Annotated in this window: 16 protein-coding genes; 9 read left to right on the forward strand and 7 right to left on the reverse strand. The window is 37.6% G+C overall.

Translation table 11 applies throughout. The features are described from left to right. Positions 1 to 97: 97 nt before the first annotated feature. The 4 genes from gcvP to PP182_RS01085 all read left to right on the forward strand — a co-directional run bounded on the left by gcvP (position 98) and on the right by PP182_RS01085 (position 5,562). Positions 98 to 2,947 (forward strand): aminomethyl-transferring glycine dehydrogenase, encoded by a 2,850-nt coding sequence (gcvP, locus tag PP182_RS01070; protein ID WP_272649475.1) that lies wholly within the window; start codon positions 98 to 100, stop codon positions 2,945 to 2,947. 162 nt (positions 2,948 to 3,109) lie between these two features. Next, a complete protein-coding gene (locus PP182_RS01075) occupies positions 3,110 to 4,165 on the forward strand; it encodes a 3-oxoacyl-ACP synthase III family protein (protein ID WP_272649476.1) in 1,056 nt (351 codons plus the stop codon). Position 4,166: 1 nt separating this feature from the next. After that, positions 4,167 to 4,697, forward strand: coding sequence for a methyltransferase (locus PP182_RS01080; RefSeq protein ID WP_272649477.1), 531 nt, complete (start codon positions 4,167 to 4,169; stop codon positions 4,695 to 4,697). Between the two features lie 10 nt (positions 4,698 to 4,707). Continuing rightward, positions 4,708 to 5,562, forward strand: coding sequence for a glycosyltransferase family 2 protein (locus tag PP182_RS01085; RefSeq protein ID WP_272649478.1), 855 nt, complete (start codon positions 4,708 to 4,710; stop codon positions 5,560 to 5,562). A 48-nt stretch (positions 5,563 to 5,610) separates the two neighbouring features. Here PP182_RS01085 and PP182_RS01090 read toward each other — a convergent pair whose 3' ends face one another. From PP182_RS01090 to PP182_RS01120, 7 genes are all read right to left on the reverse strand, one after another. Further along, a complete protein-coding gene (locus PP182_RS01090) occupies positions 5,611 to 6,120 on the reverse strand; it encodes an OmpH family outer membrane protein (protein ID WP_272649479.1) in 510 nt (169 codons plus the stop codon). A 49-nt stretch (positions 6,121 to 6,169) separates the two neighbouring features. Next, positions 6,170 to 7,012, reverse strand: a complete 843-nt coding sequence (locus PP182_RS01095) for an OmpH family outer membrane protein (RefSeq protein ID WP_272649977.1) — start codon at positions 7,010 to 7,012, stop codon at positions 6,170 to 6,172. A 104-nt stretch (positions 7,013 to 7,116) separates the two neighbouring features. Next, on the reverse strand, positions 7,117 to 9,720 hold the full coding sequence (locus tag PP182_RS01100; protein WP_272649480.1) for a BamA/OMP85 family outer membrane protein: 2,604 nt from the start codon (positions 9,718 to 9,720) through the stop codon (positions 7,117 to 7,119). Between the two features lie 4 nt (positions 9,721 to 9,724). After that, entirely contained in the window at positions 9,725 to 10,468 is a 744-nt protein-coding gene (locus PP182_RS01105) for an isoprenyl transferase (protein WP_272649481.1), read from the reverse strand. A 6-nt stretch (positions 10,469 to 10,474) separates the two neighbouring features. Then, positions 10,475 to 11,164, reverse strand: coding sequence for a type IX secretion system protein PorG (gene porG / locus PP182_RS01110; RefSeq protein WP_419197717.1), 690 nt, complete (start codon positions 11,162 to 11,164; stop codon positions 10,475 to 10,477). A 112-nt stretch (positions 11,165 to 11,276) separates the two neighbouring features. After that, positions 11,277 to 12,158, reverse strand: a complete 882-nt coding sequence (locus tag PP182_RS01115; RefSeq protein ID WP_272649483.1) for an NAD kinase — start codon at positions 12,156 to 12,158, stop codon at positions 11,277 to 11,279. Position 12,159: 1 nt separating this feature from the next. Next, entirely contained in the window at positions 12,160 to 12,816 is a 657-nt protein-coding gene (locus PP182_RS01120) for a CBS domain-containing protein (protein ID WP_272649484.1), read from the reverse strand. A 92-nt stretch (positions 12,817 to 12,908) separates the two neighbouring features. Here PP182_RS01120 and PP182_RS01125 point away from each other — a divergent pair, with 92 nt between their 5' ends. The 5 genes from PP182_RS01125 (at position 12,909) to clpP (ending at position 17,011) form a co-directional block, all read left to right on the forward strand. After that, complete coding sequence (locus PP182_RS01125) at positions 12,909 to 13,622, forward strand: pyridoxine 5'-phosphate synthase (protein WP_272649485.1); 714 nt, start codon at positions 12,909 to 12,911, stop codon at positions 13,620 to 13,622. Continuing rightward, positions 13,619 to 14,392: an alpha/beta fold hydrolase gene (locus PP182_RS01130; RefSeq protein ID WP_272649486.1), complete on the forward strand. Its 774-nt coding sequence runs from the start codon at positions 13,619 to 13,621 to the stop codon at positions 14,390 to 14,392. The genes PP182_RS01125 and PP182_RS01130 overlap by 4 nt, the downstream gene beginning before the upstream one ends. Before the next feature lie 77 nt (positions 14,393 to 14,469). Next, positions 14,470 to 14,814 (forward strand): phage holin family protein, encoded by a 345-nt coding sequence (locus PP182_RS01135; protein WP_272649487.1) that lies wholly within the window; start codon positions 14,470 to 14,472, stop codon positions 14,812 to 14,814. Between the two features lie 104 nt (positions 14,815 to 14,918). Further along, positions 14,919 to 16,241: a trigger factor gene (gene tig, locus PP182_RS01140; RefSeq protein WP_272649488.1), complete on the forward strand. Its 1,323-nt coding sequence runs from the start codon at positions 14,919 to 14,921 to the stop codon at positions 16,239 to 16,241. 89 nt (positions 16,242 to 16,330) lie between these two features. Continuing rightward, positions 16,331 to 17,011, forward strand: coding sequence for an ATP-dependent Clp endopeptidase proteolytic subunit ClpP (gene clpP / locus PP182_RS01145; RefSeq protein WP_272649489.1), 681 nt, complete (start codon positions 16,331 to 16,333; stop codon positions 17,009 to 17,011). The last annotated feature ends 12 nt before the right edge of the window (positions 17,012 to 17,023 follow it).

Here is a 17,023-nt window from a genome sequence, read left to right on the forward strand (position 1 = left end):
ACATTTTTTGGTTAAAAACTTTCCCTCAGGAAGCTAGCCCATAGGTCTTTTTTCATACAATTATTGCCTAATTTTGCACGACTAATTTATTCAAATCATGAAGACTGACGTGTTCGCATCCCGCCATATTGGAATAACCGAAGAAGATTTTGATCACATGCTAAAAACGGTATCCGTAGATAGCCTGGACCAATTAATCCATGAGACCATTCCAGATGACATTAAGCTCAAAAAAGTATTGGATTTAGATGCTCCTATGAGCGAACATAAATTTTTAGCACACTTGGAAACGCTATCCAAGAAAAACAAGGTCTTCCGTTCGTATATTGGTTTAGGCTATCATGAAAGTCTTACCCCATCGGTAATTAAAAGAAATATTCTCGAAAACCCCGGATGGTATACGGCATATACTCCATACCAGGCAGAAATTGCGCAAGGTAGACTGGAAGCCTTATTGAACTTTCAAACCGTGGTTTCGGACCTTACGGGGATGGAACTTGCCAATGCATCGTTATTGGATGAAAGTACCGCCGCAGCCGAAGCAATGACTATGTTGTTTGATGTGAGGTCGCGGGAACAAAAGAAAAATGGTATTACTAAGTTTTTTGTTTCAGAGGAAGTACTGCCCCAAACCTTAGCTCTACTTGAGACACGTGCCAACCCTTTGGGTATCGAATTGGTCCTAGGAAAACATGATGACTTTGACTTCGCCGATGGATTCTATGGTGCATTGCTTCAATACCCTGGTAAATACGGTCAAGTTTTTGACTACAGAAGTTTTGTTGAAAAGGCCAAGGAAAAAGATATCAAAGTTGCCGTAGCCACAGACATTCTAAGTTTAGTGCTTTTAACACCACCGGGAGAGATCGGTGTAGATGTGGTAGTTGGTACTACTCAAAGATTTGGAATCCCCTTAGGTTATGGTGGTCCCCATGCTGCTTTTTTTGCTACAAAGGAAGAATATAAAAGGAATATTCCAGGTAGAATTATTGGTGTTACCAAAGATAGGGACGACAAACCAGCTTTGAGAATGGCATTGCAGACACGTGAACAGCATATTAAAAGAGACAAGGCTACTTCCAATATATGCACTGCTCAAGTTCTATTGGCCGTTATGGCGGGTATGTATGCTGTTTATCATGGCCCCAAAGGCTTAGGATATATCGCCAACAAAGTTCATTCAACGGCCACAACTCTAGCGGATGCCATAGAAAAGTTGGGATACTACCAAACGAACAGTGCCTTTTTCGATACTATTTTGGTCAAGGCAAATCCCGAAGTTATTCGTCCCATTGCCGAAAGCGAAGAGGTAAACTTTTTATACCCAGAATCTGACTCCGTAGTTATTTCGGTAAACGAAGCCACTTCCATAAAGGACCTAAATCAAATCATCAATATTTTTGCCAAAGCAAAGGAAAAAGAAGAGGTAGAAGTTCAAAAATTAATTAGCACGTCTAGCATCCCTCGGGAATTACAGAGGACTACTAAATTTTTAGAGAACAAAGTATTTAATAGTTACCATTCTGAAACAGGGTTAATGCGTTACATTAAAAAATTGGAGCGCAAGGATCTATCCTTAAATCATAGTATGATTTCTCTGGGAAGTTGTACCATGAAATTGAACGCAGCATCAGAAATGCTGCCCTTGAGTAGTGCCAGTTGGAGTAATATTCATCCGTTTGTTCCCATTGAACAAGCAGAAGGTTATCAAATCATGCTGAAAGAGCTTGCAAAAGATTTAACTACAATTACGGGATTTGCTGATACCTCGTTGCAGCCGAACTCCGGTGCGCAGGGAGAATATGCGGGCCTTATGGTAATACGTGCCTACCACGAATCCAACGGAGAAGGGCATCGAAATATTTGCTTGATACCCGCCTCCGCTCATGGGACCAACCCTGCTTCTGCTGTAATGGCTGGCATGAAGGTTGTAGTGACCAAGACCGACGAAAAGGGAAATATCGATGTTGAAGATTTAGAAGAAAAAGTAAAAGCCCATGCTGAAAATCTTGCTGCCCTTATGGTCACCTACCCCTCTACACATGGGGTTTTCGAATCTTCCATCAGACAGATAACAAAATTAATTCACGATCATGGTGGCCAAGTTTATATGGACGGAGCCAATATGAACGCTCAAGTAGGATTAACGAATCCTGCCACAATAGGTGCAGATGTATGTCACCTCAACTTGCACAAAACTTTTGCCATTCCCCACGGAGGAGGTGGACCAGGAGTTGGCCCTATCTGTGTTGCTCCACAACTAGTGCCATTTTTGCCAAGTAATCCAGTAATTAAGACCGGAGGAAAAGAAGCTATTTCGGCCATATCGGCTGCGCCCTGGGGAAGTTCATTGGTATGCCTTATTTCATATGGATACATTAAGATGTTGGGCTTGGAAGGTTTAGCCAATTCCACAAAAATTGCAATTCTAAATGCCAATTACATCAAACATCGTCTAAGTGGAAAATATGATGTCCTTTATACAGGAGAGAAAGGAAGGGCCGCACATGAAATGATTATTGATTGCAGGTCCTTTAAACAACGGGGTATTGAGGTTACAGATATTGCCAAAAGGTTGATGGATTATGGATTTCATGCACCAACGGTATCCTTCCCTGTTGCAGGTACTCTTATGATCGAGCCTACTGAAAGCGAAAACTTAGCGGAACTAGATCGTTTTTGTGATGCTATGATTTCTATACGGGAAGAAATTGATAAGGCAGAACCGGACGAACCAAATAATGTTTTAAAGAATGCTCCACATACCTTGGAGATGGTCACAAGCGATATATGGGATTTTTCATATTCTAGACAACAGGCAGCTTTTCCATTGCCTTATGTATCGGAAAATAAATTCTGGCCATCCGTTCGCAGAGTGGATGATGCGTATGGAGACCGTAATTTAATTTGTACTTGTGCGCCAATTGAAGCATATGCAGAAGCATAAATTAAACACAAAGCCCCTAAAATAGGAACCTGAAGTCCTTACTCAACATTTTGATTTTATCACCTTAGGTTAGGTGTTAAAATTGAACATCGTAAAGCTTATTATGCATGCATAATAAGCTTTACGATTTATAGTACCTTTTGTGCTCTTAAAAATGGGTATATGAATGTTAGTATTACAGGAACGGGCAGTTTTATACCTGAAAATCGTGTTAGGAACGAATCCTTTTTAAATCAAAAATTCCTAAATAGTGATGGCAGTAAATTTCAACAAACAAATGAAATCATAATTGAAAAATTCAAAGGTATTACGGGTATCAAGGAAAGACGTTATGTTAAGGAAGACTTAAACACCTCTGACATTGCCTTTATAGCCTCTGAACGGGCAATTCTCGATGCCGGTATTGATAAGGAAAATATTGATTATATCATTTTTGCTCATAATTTTGGTGACGTTCCTGCAGGTAAGTCACAGGGAGACACCTTGCCAAGTCTTGCGGCCCGTGTAAAACATCTACTAAAAATCAAAAACCCTAAATGCGTTGCCTATGACATGCTTTTTGGTTGTCCTGGCTGGATAGAGGGTGTAATCCAAGCCAATGCATTTATAAAAAGTGGAATCGCAAAAACGTGTTTAATCATTGGTGCAGAAACCTTGTCCAGAATAGTAGATCCATATGATAGAGATTCTATGATATATGCCGATGGAGCCGGAGCAGTAATCTTGGAAGAATCCAACAACACTCATGGTATAATTTCACACAATAGTGCATCATTTACCTATAAGGAAGCCTACTATCTTTTTTATGGTAAGAGTTACAATAAGTCCGAGCAAGAAATTAAATATATTAAGATGCTTGGACGAAAAATATATGAATTTGCGGTAACTCATGTTCCTAGCGCAATGGCCGAATGCTTGAAAGAGAGTTGTTTTGATATCAGAGAAGTGAAAAAAATCCTGATTCATCAAGCCAATGAAAAAATGGACGAAGCCATTGTCTCCAGGTTCTACGCTCTTTTTAATAGGGAGGTCCCAAAAGACATTATGCCCATGACCATTGATAAACTAGGAAACAGTTCAGTAGCCACAATACCCACGCTATTGGACCAAATACTAAAAGGAAAAGTAGAAAATCATCACTTACACACTGGTGATGTTATTATCTTTGCAAGTGTTGGCGCTGGAATGAACGTCAATGCCATTGTTTACAAGATCTAAAATGTACGAAAACACCTTTCCAAACAAAAGATTTAAATATACCCTAGAGTTCTTAAAAAAACATGTAAAACCAAATGAAAACATTTTGGATTTAGGTGTAGCCAATCCATTTTCTAAAATAATGCTCAAGGAAGGTTATAAAGTTGAAAACACAAAAGGTGAGGATTTAGATCTTGATTTTTCTTCAGTATTAAATTCGGAAGCGGAAGTAGTCACTGCCTTTGAAATATTTGAACACCTGTTGGCACCTTTAAATGTATTGTCTAAAATAAAAGCAGATAAGTTAGTGGCAAGCGTACCCCTCAAATTATGGTTTTCACCTGCATATAGAAGCAAAACCGACCCTTGGGACAGGCATTATCATGAATTTGAAGATTGGCAATTTAATTGGTTGTTAGAGAAATCCGGGTGGGAAATTAAAGCGACAAAAAAATGGTCCCATCCAGTAAATAAAATAGGTATTAGACCAATTTTAAGGATGTTTACCCATAGATACTATATGGTATACGCTACCCGAAAACCTAATAATTAAGAAGCTTGGTTTGGAATATTATGTTATCATACCCGCTCATAACGAAGAGGCCTATCTTAAGTTGGCACTTGAGTCCATAACACTACAAACATTACCACCAAAAAAAGTGGTCGTAGTCAATGATAATTCTACAGACAATACAGAGAAAATTATTGATGAATACACATCGAGCATACCTTATATTCAAAAACTAAATACCACTTCGTCAAATATTCATTTACCTGGAAGCAAAGTTGTTAACGCATTCCAAAGCGGCTTGAAATTATTAGATGAGAAATATGATTTTCTGGTGAAGCTCGATGCAGACATTATTTTACCCGCAGACTATTTTGAGAAAACAGCCCAAATATTTTCAAAAAGAAAAAAGGTTGGGATTGCAGGTGGCTTTGCCTATGAACAAAACGAAAAAAAAGAATGGAAGCTCAATCATCCTATGGATACAAATCATGTTCGTGGAGCTTTCAAAGCATATTCAAAAAAATGTTTTAATACCATCGGCGGACTAAAACGTGCAATGGGTTGGGATACAGTAGACGAACTATTAGCCCAATTTCATGGGTTTGAAGTTTACACGGATGATACATTAAAGGTGAAACATCTAAGGCCAACTGGAAAGGGTTACAACGCTAAAGCCAAGTTGCTGCAGGGAAAAGCGATGTATTCCATGAGATATGGATTCTGGATTACACTAGTAGCATCCATCAAAATGGCCTATTTGTCCAAGAACGCAAAGGTTTTTATTGACAACCTGACCGGTTATTTAGATGCGCAAAGAAAAAAAGAAAAATTTTTGGTCACCAAGAAGGAGGGTAAGTTTATCCGTAGTTTTCGATGGAAAAAAATAAAATCCAAGTTGATGACATAAAAAAACCATTCCTATTGGAATGGTTCCTTTTTTTTGAAAAGAGAGTCTTTATATACCCAATTCCTTTTTTACATCAGCTAAGAGATCTTTACCATTCGCAACAAGCAGTCCACTGCCTGCCTGTGCATCAATCACATAATCAAACCCTTGAGCTGTCGCTACCTTTTCTATAGCGGCCTTGGCCTTTTCTGAAATGGGAGCGAACAATTCTGCTTGCTTTTTTTGAATTTCCTGTTGTGCATTTTGTTGGAACTCACCAACAGTTTTCTCCATACCTTGAAGCTCTACCGCCCTTTTTTCATTCTCTTCCTTTGATTTCGATGTGGCCTCATTCTGATATTGTGTATATTTATTACGCAACTCAGTCATGGAAGCTTGAATATCCGCACCATAAGTTTCTTGAAGTTTCTTAAGCTCCGCTTCGGCAGCTTTCATTTCTGGCATAGATGATAGTAATTGTGTTACATCTATATGTGCCACTTTACTCTGCGCATTTACAAAACTGGTCGCCGCCACGAACAACATTAAGGCTACCGCTATTTTCTTTACTTGTTTCATGAGTTAAAATTTAATTCTTATTTGAGTATTAATTAATGGTTAATATTTTCTAATTATTATCTGAATTTACTTCCTGATTATCTTTATTTCTTTCCGCTTCCTTTTCCTTTCTTTTTGCTTCTCGCTCTTCTAATAATTTTTTCCTTCTTTCTTCGTATGCCTTCTTACGCTCCTCACGTAATTTAAGTTGTTCAGCTCTTTTCTCAGCAGCGGTTTTCTCTCTCGCCTCCTCTGCTTCTTTCGCTCTATCTATACGTTCTTGAAGGGCTTCGCTAACTACTTCTTCCTCTTCCTCAATATCTTCACCTTCAAAGGCCTCCAACCTACTTCTGGAATCATTATTACCCTTAGGTTTACTTATCTTCCTTGTTCTAGCGATACCCCTTAAAACTAAGTCACTGATATCGTGTCTTTTTTCGGAGTACAACATTACAACATCCGCAGATTTATCAAAAATAAAATCATATTTTTTATTCGCCCCTAACTTTTGAACCTCATTAAAGACTTGATCTTGTATTGGCTGAATCAATCTACGTTTTTGCAATACCAAATCCCCCTGTGGGCCAAATCTATCTTGCTGATACTCTATCATTTCTTTTTCCAGAATTTGAATTTCCTCTTCCCTTTCCGAAATAAGTTCAGGCGTCAAAAGTACTTTTTCTGCCATTAAATCCTTCTTCATCTGCTCTACGACACTTTGCTTTTGTTCTATCTCCACCTTCCACTTCTGAACTTTAGTGTCTAGCTGTTCACTAGCATCCCTATATTCTTCCACATTTTCCAATATGTACTCCATGTCGACATAGGCAATCCTGACCCCTCTTTGGGCAACGGCTATGAATCCCGTTAAGGCGGTTACAAGAAATATAAGAACTTTTGTTTTTGACTTCATCATTGATATCGTTTAACCTAATAGAAAATATCGTGCCAAAATTACTAAAACTTTTAAAATGAAAGGATTAGCATGAAGGTCGATAGTGAAATTTCAAATTAATATTAAAACTGTTGACCAATAATGAAGTGCGTTTGCCATCCGCTTGGACCGCTACCAATAGATTGTGGTCTCAAATCCTCATCGAACCCGTAACCGAAATCAATTCCAAGCAAACCAAACGCTGGCATAAAGATGCGAAGCCCCACACCGGCCGATCGTTTTAATTGAAACGGATTAAACTGCTGAAAATTGTTGAAAGCGTTACCACCTTCTAAAAAGGCAAGCCCGTAAATGGACGCTGAAGGTTTAAGTGTCAATGGATATCTAAGCTCCATGGAGAATTTATTGTAAATCAAACCACCCTCTTGTTGACCGGTTATGGGGTCTATAGGGGTAAGCGATTGGTTTTCATAACCTCTTAACTGTACAACATCCCTACCATCTAATGTAAAGTTACCAAGACCGTCACCTCCCACAAAAAAACGTTCAAAAGGAACATCACCAGTATCACTATTGTAATTACCCAAGAAACCAAACTCGGCATTAGTTCTAAGAACCAATTTGTCTACCAAAGTAGTATACCAGTCTCCTTTAAATTTTATTTTATAATATTCCAGTAATCTAAAACGTTCTTGGTCAATATCCTGTAATTCATCTGATTCTGCTGCGGTTAAACCACCACCACTATATTGCTTATCCGTAAGTTCGTTACTACGATCTTTTAAACCAGCGAAATCCTTGTCACTAAACAAAGAGTATGGCGGTGTGAATTTTGCCGTTACTTCAAAGTTGGAACCACCTCTGGGAAAGATACGACCCCCCAAAGTTGCGTTCCTTGATATCCCCAAAGTATACGCCAAAGAATTAGCCTTACCGTTACCAAAATTGAACAAACCAATATTATAATTCCTAAAGTCATATAATTGATAGCCTAGGGAGTGGGAAATGGTAAAGTAATCATCTGGCCACTGTACTCTTTTAGCCAATCCAAGACTAACTCCAGTAATTGAAAATTGTCTATCCTTATTCACCTCTATACCACGACCACCATAAGAAGCAGCAAATTGTTGAGTTCTGGAAAGACTTAAGTTAAATCTTACCGGCTTTTTACCTCCTAACCAAGGTTCTGAAAAATTTAAACTATACACCCTAAAAGTTCTGCTAGCCTGCAAACGTAAGGCGAAGGTTTGACCATCTCCCATGGGTACTGGTTTATAAGCCTCTCCTTTAAATAAGTTTTGAATGGAAAAGTTACTAAATGAAAGCCCCAAAGTACCAATGAAACCACCTCCCCCATAACCACCTTGCAATTCAATCTGGCTAGAGCCCGACTCAACCAAATTCCAAGCTAAATCCACTGTACCTTCATTAGGGTTGGCATTAAGAACGTCTGGCGTTATTTGCTCGGCATCAAAAAATCCAAGCTGTCCCAACTCTCGAATACTTCTAATAATATCGGATTTATTATATTTCTGACCCGGACGTGTTCTTAATTCCCTAAAAATTACATGATCGTTTGTTTTTTCATTGCCGGATACCGTTACATGATCCAAAAATGTTTCTTTTCCTTCAATAATTCGAATCTCGAAATTTATAGTGTCATTGGCAGCGGAGACCTCAACGGGATTAATAGTTGAGAATAGGTAACCATTATTTTGATACATACTGGTCACATCATTTGGATCCGGTTTTGAATTATCCGCAATTCTTTCCCTTAAAAGAACCCCATTATACGTTTCACCCTTTTTAATTCCTAAAACCTGATTTAATTGACGATCGGTATAAACCGTATTCCCTACGAAATCAATATCCCCAAAATAATACTTATTACCCTCCTCAACTTTGATGTTTAACAAAATATTATTTTCATCAACCTTTATTATGGAGTCGGAAATAACCCTTGCATCACGATATCCATTTTCGGCATATTTGTCTATTAACAAACCTAAATCCTCTTCATAATCGTCCTGTATGAACTTTGATTTTTTCCAAAAGCGACCAAATCTTTTACGTTTTGTACTTTTTAGTGACTTTCTTAGTTTTTTATCGGAGAGCTCTTCATTACCTTCAAAAACAATATTTTTTATTTTAACCTTATCACCCTTGTTAACGTTGACCACCATTCTTCTTGCATTGGTCTCAGAGGTATCAACTGCAGTGATTATATTGACTTTGGTATTTAAGTAGCCCTGTTTTTTATATTTATTGGTGAGGTAATTTTTGGTATTTGATATGAGACTTTCCGTAATCTTTTTACCCTTTTTAAGATCTGTATCATTTCTAAGTTCATCTACCTTTCTGGGCTTAATACCATTAAAGGTAACATCTGTTAATGTAGGTCGCTCGATAATGTTCAATTCAAGAAAAATAGTATTACCCTCAATATTGGCAATATAAAAATCGATGGAACTAAAAAGCTCCAACCCCCATAATTTATTGATAACCTCACTGATTTCCTCTCCCGGAATTGTTATAGGCTGACCAACCCTAAGCCCCGTATAGGTCTTTACGGTCTGCTCATTATAACTTTCAAGTCCAGTTACTTCTAATCCTCCCAAAATATAGGACTTACCATTTTCATAGGACATTTCCTGTGAAACGACGTTGGTAAGGACAAAAAGTAATAGGATGGTTAGTAGATGGTTCGTAGATATGAACCTGGTCATATCGCTAAATGAGTTGTTCGCTAGTTTTTCCAAATCTTCGTTCTCTGTTCTGGTAATTTTTTATGGCCTCTACCAAATGATGCTCATTAAAATCGGGCCAAAATACATCAATAAAATATAATTCGGCATATGCAATCTGCCATAATAAAAAATTGCTGATCCGATGTTCTCCACTGGTTCGGATTAGCAAGTCTACGTCTGGCAAATTTCGCGTGTAAAGATGGTTATTAATAATGGTTTCGTCAATATTTTCTGGCGAAATTATATTATTTTTAACTTTGGAGGCTATCGATTTTATAGCCGATTGCAGCTCCTCTCGAGAACCATAACTTAATGCCAAGGTAAGGGTCATGCCCGTGTTATCCTTGGTTTTTTTCATCACCTCCAAAAGCTCACCATGAGCTTTGTCCGGCAATGCCGAAATGTTGCCGATAGTATTTAATTTGATATTATTTTTGTTAAAAGTTGCCAACTCCTTCTTTAAGGAGGAAACTAAAAGACGCATTAAGGTCTCCACCTCCAACTTTGGTCGATTCCAGTTTTCCGTTGAAAAGGTGTACAATGTGAGATATTCTATTCCTATTTTAGCGCAATTTTTTACAGTAGACCTCACGGTTTTCACTCCATTCTCATGGCCAAAAACCCTTAGCTTGCCTCTTTCCTTAGCCCATCTACCATTGCCATCCATAATAATCGCCATGTGCCTTGGCAGGTTATGCGCATCAATGTCATCTATCTTACTCTCCATTGTAATTTATTGAAAGCAATCTCGGCAAGGTTTTCTTCCAAAGGTATATGTTAAAGTCACCCCTGAGAAAACATACCAATCATCACTAAAGATATTTCCAAAACTGAACTCTTCAAAATTGGAACCCATAGGGTTGCTGGCATCCAAATTATCAGTAAAGGTATACCTTGCCCCTATTTCTGCCCCAAAAATAAGAAACTGGTTGATACGATACTTAAAACCTGCTGTCATTGGTATGGCGAATGATCCATCCGATTGGGAAATATCTTGAAAAACACCCCCATTAAAATAGTTGAAATCATACCTAAAATAGGTAACTCCCGTATATAAGTAGGGAGTAAAGGCAGGACCCAATTTATGTAAGTTATATTCCACAAAATTAAATTCCAGGCCTACGGAACCCTCTAATACGGAATTGTCTACCACATATCCCCGCTGCTGCCTTGAGGACATGCTCGATTTGTTGTCATCTGCAGTGAATTTACCATAGGTTATACTACCTCTCCAAGCATATCTTTTACTCTTGTTCCATTTGAACAGTCCACCAAAGGCCATTCCGGATGGTAATATATAATTTGTTCGCCCTACGTCCCCTATCACATTCGCACCACCCGCGAAAAGACCCACTTCATAGGTCTGTGCTCTTATACAGAAAGAAGTCATAAAAAATATTAGTAGAGCTAAACTACGCATCATAATCAATATCGTTTACATTCCTATACAGCCAATTATCTATAGATAATAACCCCAAAAATTTGTTCTCAAAAGGTAAACAGTTTTTAATGGCAAATATTGTTTAAAGGAAAGCTCAATTTCTTCTGTCCTCTCCCCATAATAATTTATTTCGGAGTGTCTTCAAGAAACTTTCAGAAGTATATTCTATCATTTTGATAGTAAAAGGCGCTTTGGTTATGGTTATCTCATGTCCATTCTCCAGGGATGCTATTCTTGAATCCAATGAAACTAAATGGTTATCCTCGCGGCCTGAAACCCTTAACCTAATTTCCGTATCATCGGAAATAACCAAAGGCCTGGCATTCAAATTATGAGGAGCAATAGGCGTTAATACCAAGGATTTTGCAGTGGGTATAATTACCGGACCACCACAGCTTAATGAGTATCCCGTTGAGCCCGTTGGGGTCGAAATAATTAAACCGTCAGCCCAATACGAAGTGAGGTATTCATTATTTAAAAAAGTTTCAACAGTTATCATGGAAGTGGTATCCTTTCTGCTCACCGTGATTTCATTCAAAGCAAAATTTAAGCTACCAAACTCGACATCCAAAGCTTCCGCATGTATCTGGACCAAGCTTCTTTCAATTATACTATAATCACCTTTTTCAAATTCCTGAATTACCTTCCTAACATCCTCTTTTTTAAATGTAGAAAGAAAACCTAATCTACCTGTATTTACACCAACTATGGGTATACCCAAATCCTTAACAAATGTAGTTGCCCTAAGAATTGTGCCGTCACCCCCAAAACTTACGAACATATCAAAGGTATGATCTAATCCACGCTCTGATGTAAATGTTGGATAGGAAACCGAGTCTTTCTTTTCCTTAAATAATTGATGGAAATCCCTCTCGATAAAGACTTCGGATTTTACCTTATCAAGTTCATCCAAAAGCTCCTCTACGTAATCAAAGGCATTATCCTGATAAGTTTGACCGTAAATGGCGACTTTCATACTAGACATTTAGATACTTATCCAGATAGTCCGACCTATTTTTTAAATCTTCCAAAAACTGGTCATCACTATTTCCAAAGATTATATGGTAATTATACCTTCTAAAGGTTTGTACAACCTTGTCAAAATTCGAAGTACTTATTTTAATGGTAACTTGTACCACATCATTCTGCATGTCAGTAATAAAGCCACCAATCAATTTTGCATTATTACTTTCCACGATTTGCGCTATTTCGCTAAATGAATAATCCTTTACCCCAGTGGCTACGACCAAAATATTGCCAGGATCCGTAAAGAAAGGTGTATTTATAAAAACAGAAACGATATCCGTTAAGTCATAGTAACCTATTACCTTTTCGGCTTTATCCAAAATAGGAAGTAGATTTGCTTCATTTCTTGCAAATACTTCCAGAACGTCCAACCAACTCGTTTCCCTCCGAACAAAAAATGTTTCTAAGTCATACCTATATTCATCGATCCTTGAATCAATGGGAACTACGTCCATATCATTTTCGGAAAAAACCCCTAAAAACCTATCCTTCTCAAGGATAGCAACATGGGAATAGGTGTTTTCCTTGAAAAACTCCATAACCTCACTACATGACACTTGAACGTCAAAAGTTGGGATGTTAGAAATAATATGTTGTTGAATATTCATATCCGAGATTATAACGCAAAATTACAATTAATAATATCAAAAGGTGTGCCTTATTCGTATTTTTGGGGTCCTTTTACTAAGTAATCGATAATATGACGAAACTAAGTGTTAATGTGAATAAAATAGCCACCTTAAGAAATGCCAGAGGTGGAAATGTACCTAATTTATTAAAGGTTGCCTCGGACATTGAAAGATTTGGTGCCCAAGGAATAACGGTTCATCCAAGACCGGACGAACGCCATATTAGATATCGTGACACCAGAGATTTAAAAAAAATTGTTGCCACTGAATTTAATGTTGAAGGAAACCCCAATCCTAAATTTATTGAATTGGTCTTAGGAGTAAAACCCGACCAAGTAACTTTGGTGCCAGACGCGGTGGATGCCATTACCTCCAATTCTGGCTGGGATACAATTAAGCATCAAGAATTCCTAAGGGAAGTCATATCCAAATTTAAGGACGCCGGAATAAGAACCTCCATATTTGTAGATCCAGATGAGCAAATGGTTAAAGGAGCAAAGTCCACAGGAACCGATAGAATTGAGCTATATACCGAAAGTTATGCAACTGGATATTCCTCAAATAAAGAAATGGCCATAAAGCCTTTTATTGAAGCTGCTAAAATGGCAAACTCACTTAATATTGGCATTAATGCAGGTCATGATTTGAGTTTAGAAAATATTCAATTTTTCAGTGAGAATATTCCCGGTCTTTTAGAAGTTTCCATTGGACATGCCTTAATATGCGAATCTTTGTACCTCGGGTTAGACAATGTTGTAAACATGTATTTAAACAAATTGAAATGAACCCAATTTTATACTCTAACATTATAGGCACAGGAGAACCACTTTGTATTTTACATGGCTTTTTGGGAATGTCCGACAATTGGAAAACCTTGGGCACCCAGTATGCAGAAAATGGTTTTGAAGTACATCTATTAGATCAAAGAAATCATGGGAGAAGTTTCCAATCAGCAGATTTTAATTATGACCTATTGGCAAAAGACCTATTGGATTATCTCAACGATAAAAAAATCGATAAGGCCACAATAATCGGTCATTCTATGGGTGGTAAAACAGCTATGCAATTCGCCTGTTCCTATCCGGAAAAAACCAAAAAGTTATTGGTGGCTGATATTGCCCCTAGGTATTATCCTCCACATCATCAAGACATATTAAATGCCTTGAATAGTCTTGACCTGAACAGTATAAAAAGTAGAAGTGATGCAGACCAACAATTGGGAAGGTATTTGGAGAACTTCGGTGTGCGTCAATTTTTGTTAAAAAACCTATACAGAACCAAGGACAAGAAATTTGGTCTTAGGATGAATTTGCGAGTATTGAGCGACAAAATGGAAGAGATTGGGGAAAATATCTCTAGCTCGGAAAGCTTCAACGGGCCTACACTTTTTTTAAAGGGTAGCAAATCGGAATATGTTTCTGAGGCTGACACCGCACAAATAAAAAGACATTTCCCAAATGCAAGGATAGAAGTTATTGAAAATGCAGGGCATTGGCTACATGCTGAAAATCCAACACAGTTCTTTGAAAAATCATTACGTTTTTTTCAACAATAACAAAGAACGATCGCAAGGTCCGCTTAGCTCTAAACCATTTAATTTTCTATCTTTAAAAGAATCTAAATTTTTGTACCATGAACATGATCATCCGAATACTTTTGAGCGCCTTAGCGGTTGTTCTTTTGGCTAATTTTCTTCCACATGTATCCGTCGACTCATATGTTACGGCCATTATAGTCGCAATTGTACTAAGTCTTTTAAACTTTATAGTAAAGCCCATTTTGGTCATCCTTACCTTACCGGTAACCATTGTCACCTTTGGTCTTTTTCTGCTGATTATCAACGCTCTAATCATATTATTAGCCGATAATTTAATAGGTGGTTTTAATGTTGACGGCCTTTGGTGGGCCCTGCTTTTTAGTCTTTTACTGTCTTTTTTGCAATCAATTCTATTTTCGCTACTTAAGGAGGATAAATAACCAGTTATTATTTGAAATTCAGCCCTTTAAAAACTTGTTCAACATAAGAAAATAAAGTAATTTTGCCTCCCGTTTTATTAAAGTAATCAAGAAGATACGAAGGAATGAATATTACAAAAGAACAGATAGACGATTTAAATGCCGTTGTTAAAGTTGCTATCACAAAGGAAGACTATCAAGATAAGGTGGACACTATCCTTAAAGACTACAAAAAACAGGCCAACATACCCGGTTTTAGAAAAGGGCAAGTACCTATGGGGCTAATTAAAAAGCAATATGGAAAAGCTGTCTTGGTAGACGAAGTAAACAAATTACTTCAAGACAACCTGAACAAATATTTGACCGAGGAAAAATTAGACGTACTTGGAAATCCTCTACCCAAACAAAAAGATGATTTTGATTGGGACCAGGACGAATTGGATTTTGAATTTGAATTAGGACTGGCACCTGAGTTCGAAGTTCCTTTAAAAACTAAAAAAGCCATTACCCATTACAAAATTGTTGCTGACAAAAAAATGATTTCCGAGCAGGTGGAGCGAATCCAAAAGCAATATGGAAAATTAGTAAACAAAGAGGAAGTTGGGAAAAAAGATGAAGTTTCAGGTACTTTTACCAATGAAGAGGAGGAGATAGACAACCAGGCCCTTCTTGAAATGGATAAGCTTAAAAGTAAAAAAGCCATTGAAAGCCTTTTAGGTAAAAAAGTGGGTGACGTAGTTACTTTAAAGACCAAAGGCCTATTGAAAGAAGACCATTTGCTTGCCAGTGTTTTGGGAATTGCCAGAGATAAGGCTGAAAACTTGAACACCGAAGTTACTTTCACGATTAAGGAAATAAATGAAAGAGAGCCTGCTGATTTAAACCAGGAGCTTTTTGATAAACTTTTTGGAAAGGATACCGTAAAATCCGAAAAAGAATTAAGGGAACGTATTGCTGAAGATTCGGAAAAGCAATTTGAACAACAGGCCGATCAAAAATTATTGAATGACGTAACGGAGTATTATATTGAAAATACAAAGTTTGAACTTCCTACTGGATTTTTGACCAAGTGGATTCAAATGACAGGTGATAAGCAGTTATCTCCTGAAGAAGCCAGCGAAGAGTATGAAAAGTCGGAAAAAGGATTACGCTACCAACTTATTGAAGGTAAGATAATCAAGGATAACGATCTTCAGGTTCAATTTGATGAATTGAAAGAGTTTGCAAAGGGATTTATAAAATCTCAAATGGCGCAATTTGGACAATTAGACCCTAAAGAAGAAGAATTGGATAATATTGCTGCAAGGGTTTTAGGAAACCAAGACGAAGTAAAACGTTTATCCGAACAACTTATGAGCCAGAAGTTATTGGAACTTTATAAGGAAAAAGGAAACCTAAAGACAAAAGAAGTTACCTATGATAACTTTGTGAAAGAAGTTTACGGATAACATTCAAACAATAAATTAAGTATCTTTACGGTGCCGGAAATCCATTTTTCGGCACCTTTTTTTACTACTAAAAAATCGATTAAGAGTTTATGGATTACGGAAAAGAATTCAAAAAATACGCCATAAAAGATCAAGGTATCAACAGTATGTACTACGATAAGATAATGAGTAGCATGTATCCTGTGGATATGACTCCAAACATTATCGAGGAAAGACAGCTTAATGCCATTGCAATGGATGTGTTTTCGAGATTAATGATGGATCGGATTATCTTTTTGGGAACTGGAATCAATGATCAGGTGGCCAATATAGTGCAGGCACAACTATTATTTTTGGAAAGTGCAGATGCTTCCAAGGACATCCAAATTTATATTAATTCCCCGGGAGGTAGTGTTTATGCCGGCTTAGGTATATATGACACCATGCAATTTATCAAACCTGATGTTGCCACTATTTGTACTGGTATGGCGGCTTCCATGGGAGCTGTGCTTCTTTGTGCAGGCGAAAAAGGAAAACGAAGTGGATTAACCCATTCTAGGGTAATGATACACCAACCTTTAGGCGGAGCTCAAGGTCAGGCAAGTGACATAGAGATTACAGCACGGGAAATCCTAAAATTAAAGGAAGAACTTTATCAAATCATTTCGAAACATTCAGGACAGTCCATTGAAAAAATTCATGAAGATAGTGATCGCGATTATTGGATGAAAGCTGATGCTGCGCTTGAATATGGGATGATTGACGAGATTTTAGTAAGGGATAAAGAATAATTTCGACCAATT

The organism is Maribacter sp. PR1, assembly GCF_028464145.1.
GTDB lineage: Bacteria > Bacteroidota > Bacteroidia > Flavobacteriales > Flavobacteriaceae > Maribacter.